Origin of the sequence: Maribacter sp. UBA3344, from assembly GCF_002362375.1 — a bacterium.
GTDB classification, from domain to species: domain Bacteria; phylum Bacteroidota; class Bacteroidia; order Flavobacteriales; family Flavobacteriaceae; genus Maribacter; species Maribacter dokdonensis.
Map to the genome: position 1 here is coordinate 1 of NZ_DERI01000004.1, position 7302 is coordinate 7302.

The 7302-nt window shown below is 32.7% G+C and carries 6 protein-coding genes; 2 read left to right on the top strand and 4 right to left on the bottom strand.

The window, feature by feature from the left end; all coding sequences use genetic code 11:
• Positions 1-57 precede the first annotated feature (57 nt).
• Both B2Z27_RS02035 and B2Z27_RS02040 read right to left on the bottom strand, forming a co-directional pair.
• A complete protein-coding gene (locus B2Z27_RS02035; RefSeq protein ID WP_116772268.1) occupies positions 58-834 on the bottom strand; it encodes an MBL fold metallo-hydrolase in 777 nt (258 codons plus the stop codon).
• A gap of 63 nt (positions 835-897) precedes the next feature.
• Positions 898-1473, bottom strand: a complete 576-nt coding sequence (locus B2Z27_RS02040; protein ID WP_286812365.1) for a Crp/Fnr family transcriptional regulator — start codon at positions 1471-1473, stop codon at positions 898-900.
• Between the two features lie 627 nt (positions 1474-2100).
• On the opposite strand from B2Z27_RS02040, the gene B2Z27_RS02045 reads away from it, so the two are divergent.
• Entirely contained in the window at positions 2101-2484 is a 384-nt protein-coding gene (locus tag B2Z27_RS02045; protein WP_286812366.1) for a response regulator, read from the top strand.
• 1112 nt (positions 2485-3596) lie between these two features.
• Here the strand turns inward: B2Z27_RS02045 and B2Z27_RS02050 are convergent.
• Complete coding sequence (locus B2Z27_RS02050) at positions 3597-4589, bottom strand: sensor histidine kinase (protein ID WP_286812367.1); 993 nt, start codon at positions 4587-4589, stop codon at positions 3597-3599.
• A gap of 1382 nt (positions 4590-5971) precedes the next feature.
• On the opposite strand from B2Z27_RS02050, the gene B2Z27_RS02055 reads away from it, so the two are divergent.
• A complete protein-coding gene (locus B2Z27_RS02055) occupies positions 5972-6415 on the top strand; it encodes a response regulator (RefSeq protein ID WP_286812368.1) in 444 nt (147 codons plus the stop codon).
• A gap of 139 nt (positions 6416-6554) precedes the next feature.
• On the opposite strand, the gene B2Z27_RS02060 is transcribed toward B2Z27_RS02055, so the two are convergent.
• The gene (locus B2Z27_RS02060) at positions 6555-7196 is read right to left on the bottom strand and encodes a DJ-1/PfpI family protein (protein ID WP_286812369.1); all 642 of its coding nucleotides are present in this window, start codon (positions 7194-7196) and stop codon (positions 6555-6557) included.
• Positions 7197-7302: the final 106 nt, after the last annotated feature.

The following is a 7302-nucleotide window of genomic DNA, read 5'->3' on the forward strand; positions in this document are numbered from 1 at the left end:
TGGTCCTCTCAATAATTATATCACCCTTTATTTGAACTTTCATGCCTCAGTTCTTTATTACCTACTGGCTATTTCCATTATTTCACCATCTTCCGGAATTAAAACTTTATTTATCAATTGTTTATCTGTCAATATCTTTTTTAATTCCTTTCGAGTTAATGGACAATGATTTATAGATTCCATATGATTAGCAATGACTTTACCTGGTGTGTTTTTAACAAACTTTAGAATATCGTCAATATTCATAATAAGTTGTTTAAATATATCGAATTGAGCAGTTCCGCAAGCCAAAACACTGATATCAGGTTTGTAACTCTTAAGAACCCTATCGACCGAATCTGTGTAAATAGTATCAGAACTAAGATAAATAGATTTTTGTTCGGGTAATTTTATATAAAACCCAATTACGTTTCCCATTGGTCTGGACACAAATCCATAACCGTGTTTTGCTGGAATACCTTCAATAGTTCCTCCTAAAAATTCTTGTTGTTCCCAATATTTAAGTGTTTGAATAACATTTAAACCTCTTTTTGAGAAATTTTTTTCATCTTTAAAACTACAGGTTACAGGGATTTTATTTTTTATTAAAAATTGAACTCCTGTGCTATCAATATGGTCCGGATGTTGATGTGTAATTAGGCAATGTGTAACTTTATCTAATATCAGTTCTACATTTTTAGGCAAGGGAACTGTTGGATTTTTTCTTGCTTTGTGTCTGAATAATGTGAAAGAAGGCATAACACCTATATCTCCTAACATTGGGTCAACTAAAATTACATCTTTTTCTGTTTCCAGAATCATAGTTGCATTTCTTATATGATGAATCTTTAGCATTTTGTTTGATTTTAATGTTTATACAAAAGTCCAATTATGATTAACCATTTTCATTGATTCAAATCAAGAAGTACGTTTTCTAATACGACTTAATGTTTCGGGAGTTATATTTAAATAAGAAGCAATATGGTATTGTGGAATAGACTGAAGCCATTCAAGTTTATAAATGAATAGTTCGTTATATAATTCCTCTGGAGTTTTGGTAATTCGATTAAACTCCAGCATTTCTTTTTGTTTCAATAATTTTTGAAACGATAATTCTACAAAAGATTTTCCGCACTGATATTTTTCCAGTAAATCAAAAAAAGGTTTTCTTTCGATACTCAAAACTTCCACTGAAGAAAGACATTCTTGATTTTTATTAGTTTTAGAGTTTTGACTAAAGGTTAATAAATCAGAAATAAACTGTGGTTTTACGTAAAAATTAATATTAATTTCTTTTTCTTGATTCGAATAGTATTCTCTCACTATACCTTTATTTAAAAATCGAAGCTGTTTTTCTTTAGTTTGGGCCTCAATCAATAAACTTCCTTTCTTGTGCTTTCTAACTCTAAATAATGAGAATAGTTCCTCTAATCCATCTCGATCTAATGAATATTCAGATTTAAAAAACTTAGATATTTCAGAGAAATTTGTCATTTTTGAGCTGTCACATCCTAAAATACGGCTAAATGTTAAAATAAGTTTTAAGCGGCATATCGATGCACGTGATTGGCTGATTTATAATCTAAAGATAAATGCAATCTTTTGGTTTTGTATTAACTGATTGCATTTTTGGCCGTTTTTTAGCATGGACCACTCTGGTAAATGTTTGGCCAAGATAGAATTCATTCTTTATTTGACCTTACGAATTACGACAAGGTGCCCAGTCATACTCCTAATTCGAACTATACAAACTTTTAAATTTATAATTACTATACTTCAATAATTCCGATAACCTGTTTAAAATTGACTATGAGCAAAGTTCCAATATCAAAAACTGAAGGGATACTGCAAAATATTGATCTTTTATAAAAAGTTAGAAACATTGCATTCACTGATTACGATAAAACACGTAGAGAATATGACCGAGTTTGTTGATACTGTTAAATTCTTATTTGAGATTTCGTTTATAACAAATTAAAATTTATCTTATTTAGGCAAAGAAAAACGTAGTATTGACACGTTTCACCAAATTAACACAGAAGTTTAATTAGGTAGTCTTTACCATTAATATGTTATCCTCTGGTATAAATTTACTATAAATATAATTTAAAACTAAATAGTTTGAGAGTTAAAATTTTGATTATAGATGATGATCTAGTTTCGCAGTTTGCTACAAGGTATGCGGTTGAACAGGCAATATCCAATACAGAGATAATGGTTTCCGATAATTCAATAGGAGCTCTGGCATTACTGTCCGATATGGTAACATCTGGAAAAGGTTTCCCCGATATCATTTTTGTCGACCTAATCATGCCAAAGATGAGCGGCTGGGAGTTTATAGATATTACTCAAAAAACGTTTGCTAATATGGGACAGACAAGAATTTACATTTTGTCTGCTTTTAACAACTCCCTTGATAGAAAAAGGGCAATGGACCACGTAGCAATTGAAGGATATTTTAATAAGCCAATAACAAAGACGAACATAGATTCGATATTTACTTGAGGCTACAACAAATTTTCATTGGTTTTTTGTTTATACCATTTCCATACGATAAACTCTGTTTCTTTTACAATAACTCTCATCAAGGTTACCGGAATTTGTGTGTTTAACGGATACATTTTGGATATAATCCCATCCAAAGGTTAAATAATCCGTTACCGTTCAAAATTCGAAAATTCATTGGGCTATTCTTTAAACTTCTTGGTAAATTGAATTACCGTGGCTTTAATATCAAATTTTTAACTCTTTGATATTATTTACAGGTTCTATTAAAACAAATCTAGTTTTTTGATAAAAGATTCCTCCTAAGTAAAAAAAAACCTTTGTAAAGTCGCTAACCATTATTTAAAATGAACTCACCCCACTTAAAATAAAATAGCACATATTTTTTTCTTTATTTCTTATAAAATTTCCCTAATATTGTTCAAACATAGCCCCCCGTAAATCTTTTTTATCGACTATATTATCAAGAGGACCATTTGGGTCCTTTTGATTTTATTTTTGTTGAACTATTCTGCTCTGCCCAAAGCTCTTGGTAATTGTCAGGGAACAACCTACAGTAGTTCAACAGTTACCTTAATAATCGATACCTTTCCATGTATTATTTTTATTTGTCCCTGAATCTGTTCATGGGTTTCGAAAATAGCATTGGATATTTGAGTTTTTTTTATGTGTTGGAATTGTTAGAAAAATGATATCAAGATTTTATTTATGATAATGAGTAAAGTGTAAAGATCGAATTATACTTCGAATCATTAAGATCGTCGTCCCCCTGGTAAGAATCGCTTCTTTTTTTACTTAGACCGTTTAAAAGGAAATTGAAGATAACAGTAGTTAACAATATTAAACCATAAATAAGCCGGACGAATCAACTCTTTTTAAACTTTAAAATTAACGTGCTCTTTGATCTTAGCCCCGTTCGATCATAATGAACCTTAATAATTACTTTACAACAAAAAAATCACTAACTTGACTATATGGCATGGAATAAATAAAATGCCATTTAATCCGTTAGCCTTTAAAAACTTCCTTCAAATTTTCAGGCAATCGTCGGATTGGTCGACTTGTGGTAAAAGCAAAGCTCCCCGCGATAATTCGATTTATCTCCACAGTATTTAATGGGCCTTATTGTTTTTCGTTGTATCCTTTCCTTTAATCGGCAACGAAATAATGAACTTACTTCCGCTTCCCAGTTTGCTACTGACTTCGATTCCACCGCAATGAAGATCGATGAAATCCTTACAGAGCCTAAGGCCCAGTCCCGATCCGGGTTCCCCGTTTGTACCGTATCGCGATACGGCATTGGTGTCAATAAATAGATTGGCGCACATTTCATCGTCCATACCGATTCCATTGTCCTTGATACTGATTCGGCAAGAACCATCCGCTATCCATATCCTAATTGTTATGAGCCCCCCAGAATATGTGAATTTTATACTGTTGGAGAGTAGGTTATAAAGTATAACCTTAAGCATCGATTCATCCGCCATTAATCTGGCACTATTGGTTTGGTCAACCTGGATAACGATTTTCTTTAAAAGTGCGGTCGCCGATACTATTTCCACACTTTCATATATTAAAGGAATGATCTCGATTTCTTTAGGGGAAAAGATTATTTTTCCACCTTGAAGTCTGGCCCAATTCAAAAGATTGTCAAGCAGATGCTTCATCGAATATGCGGACCTTGACAACAGTTCGATAGGTCTGGACATTTTAGAATAACCGTTATTTTCAATACTTTCTCCAAGTGTATCGACAATACATACGATATTATTGGCTGGACCCCTCAGATCATGGGCGATGATTGAAAAAAGTCTATCCCTATTTTCCAAAATTTTCTTAAAGTCAGACAAGGTTCGTTCGGCTAGCGCCAATTCTTCCCTTAACGCCAGATTTTCAATTAGAACGGATTTCATCTGACCAGTTTGAACGCAACTGGCAAAACCTGAACCCACACCTCGCTTTAAATCCCCTAATTCATGATTGATATTTTCAGTAATATCTTCGGTCAATCTATCCTTCGTTAACAGTAGAGCGAAAAGGTCATTGATCAATGATTGGTTATCCTCTATTCGATCTGTTATCTTTCTGTCGTTGTTTTTATCCATAGAATTCATGATTGTTGTTATTTTTTAAAACTGAAACCAGGTTTTTGGCCAAACGATGTAAACTCATACTTAATCTAGACTTTAAGTTTGATAAATAATAACGAGTGTAACAACCATAGAACATTTGTTGCATAAAGTTACAATTTAATTGTAAATCTCTGACATCATGACAATTGATCCTTTTTTTATAGACCAATATGTCATAAATCCTTCTATTACTTCTTTTTATAGTAAGAGAATATATCTATATTCAAAAGTCAGTAGATCAAAAATTACAGTATTCATGGATTGCGGGCACTTTTTAATAAAGTTTCCAAACAACTTTACCGTTATCTTAGCGGATTATATCCAATACGTAAAATTTGCTTCGCCAATATGTTCAAATAACAACAAAAAATTTGTAATAAATTTTTAATAGAAAGTATGGTTCTCAATATGTTGACGGCTCAGACAGGAGTTCGATAGTACTGATAAGATTCAAACTAGTAGAGGCGCTGACCAAAGCGGAACTATCTCGAATTTCTTCATTGTTGGAGTTATGTTATGGAAAACCTTTAAGAAAATTTAGGGGTGAAGATAGAAATGCGTTCATTTGGGAATAGCCTCAAGAAACGGGATAACTACTCTTCGGAAATTTGGTACATAGTATGTTTCCAACTTAAGCACAGGGCAAGCCAACCACATTTTCAAATCATATGGTAACCTGAGCGAAATTGCCCGTCATTCGGTGTACGAGTTTAGCCCATTTTTCTTTGTTGTTTGATATTTTGCATAGGACCGAGCGGATACCGAAAATCAAGCAAACCGGATTATGGGGAGAAATAATGTTATGCGGATTTCGTCTGTAACATGAATTTTCAATTGTAATAACCAAGTGAAAGCTTCCTTCCATGATTTGCTTAAAAAGCTTCGATTGTGGTCTTAAAAACTTTATCATACTCTACATATTATACCTGACAAAAATCCAGACTGGTGTGTAATGGCGAAATTATATAAAATAGATACAATCATTTCAATAAGGTAAATGTGGATAATTCGAAGGTACAGGACTTTTTTTTAATTAATTAGGTTAACATTATGAAAAATTCGACCCACTAAAAAGAAATTATTTGTAATTATTAAATTTAAATTTAACTTTAACTAAAATTTTGCTGTTCACTGTTCGTCTACGTTCTATGAATGGAAGATCTGATTGGGAATTAGTTCTTTAGATAGGCTAATCCAGTCTCGGCTTCGATTGTTTTAAATACGAATTTATCCAATGCGATTATTTATAATTAAGAATGGGCCGTGAAACATTTTCACGATACAAAATTGAAATTTAGGAATACTAACATATTTAAACAATTTATAGTATGGTTTCAGCAAAACTAATTATTGCCTTGACGGATGACGACCAAGACGATTGTGAGTTTTTTATAGATGCACTCGGTAGCCTGGATACCTCCTTACAAGTCCTACAATTTGAAAATGGTGCAGATTTAATTGAACATCTGGATAGCTGCGAGAAGGAATCACCGGATCTTATTTTCCTGGATTTGAACATGCCGGTTATGAACGGTAAAGAATGCTTACGAAAACTTAGGTTATCCTATACGGCTAATAAGCTTCCTGTAATTATCCTTTCCACCTCTGATAGCGAGCGCGATGTTATTGATACTTATAACTTAGGTGCTAATCTCTATTTAAAAAAACCAAATGATATGAAGACTCTTAGACAAAGTCTATCAGAAATTTTGTGTAAGCCTTGGAGAAGCGATATTACCAAAACCGATAGGAATGAATTTATATTTAAGCCGGATCGTAGAAAAATCTCTCGTTCTTAGTGACGACTCTTTTGGAATTTAAAAATTGACGTTCAACTACTAACAGGCTATAATAAAGCCCTTTTAAGAGGCTTATATCGATCGTATTTGTTGCTGATCAATGGCTTGTGCAACGCTTACCAGTGTTGTACATAGTTTTTTATATTTCCCTTTTTATCTCTTCAAATAATTCAGGTTCCTTTTTGGCTTCCTCAAGCAAAATAAACTCAGCTTCTTCAATAACATTTTTTTCAGCAGTTGAATAATTTCCAGATTTGTAAATCGGTTTAGGGTCATATTCAATAAAGAGCTGAATAGCCTTGGTCTTGGCTTCGCCAACAATTTTATTACATAAATACAAAGCCATATCAATACCCGCTGAAACTCCTGCGGCTGTAATATACTTGTCTTGTTCTACAAATCTTTCCGCTTTTGGAACAGCCCCAAACTTTTTCAATAATTCCATAGGTTTCCAATGTGAAGTAGCTTCTAATCCGTTCAATAGTCCAGTTGAAGCAAGAATTATTGAGCCTGAACATACAGAAGTTGTCCAAAGTGTAGTTTGGTTAATTTTTTTTATCCACTCCATCACTTTTACATTGTTGATTTCTCTTAAAAAGGTTATGGCTGAACCTGGAATAACTAAAATATCTGCCTCATTAATCTCGTCTATTCCAAATTTTGCATTGAGATGAACAAATTTAGAATCAGCTGTAATTTCACCTTTTTTTTCAGCAACAAATAGTACCTCGGCATTTGAAATATTCCTTAAAACTTCATAAGGTCCAATTGCATCTAGCATCGTTAAACCATCGTTTATTTAAACTTTTAAGCGTTCAGTTCCCTATATATCATTACTAACTCCATAATTAATTTGCTAGCTGTTTTATTCTTCATTCCATTTTTAC

What these genes read in the sequence shown, in the direction of transcription:
- B2Z27_RS02035 (WP_116772268.1), bottom strand. Translation starts at nt 834, where the DNA reads ATGCTAAAGATTCATCATATAAGAAATGCAACTATGATTCTGGAAACA.
- B2Z27_RS02040 (WP_286812365.1), bottom strand. Translation starts at nt 1,473, where the DNA reads ATGACAAATTTCTCTGAAATATCTAAGTTTTTTAAATCTGAATATTCA.
- B2Z27_RS02050 (WP_286812367.1), bottom strand. Translation starts at nt 4,589, where the DNA reads ATGGATAAAAACAACGACAGAAAGATAACAGATCGAATAGAGGATAAC.
- B2Z27_RS02060 (WP_286812369.1), bottom strand. Translation starts at nt 7,196, where the DNA reads ATGCTAGATGCAATTGGACCTTATGAAGTTTTAAGGAATATTTCAAAT.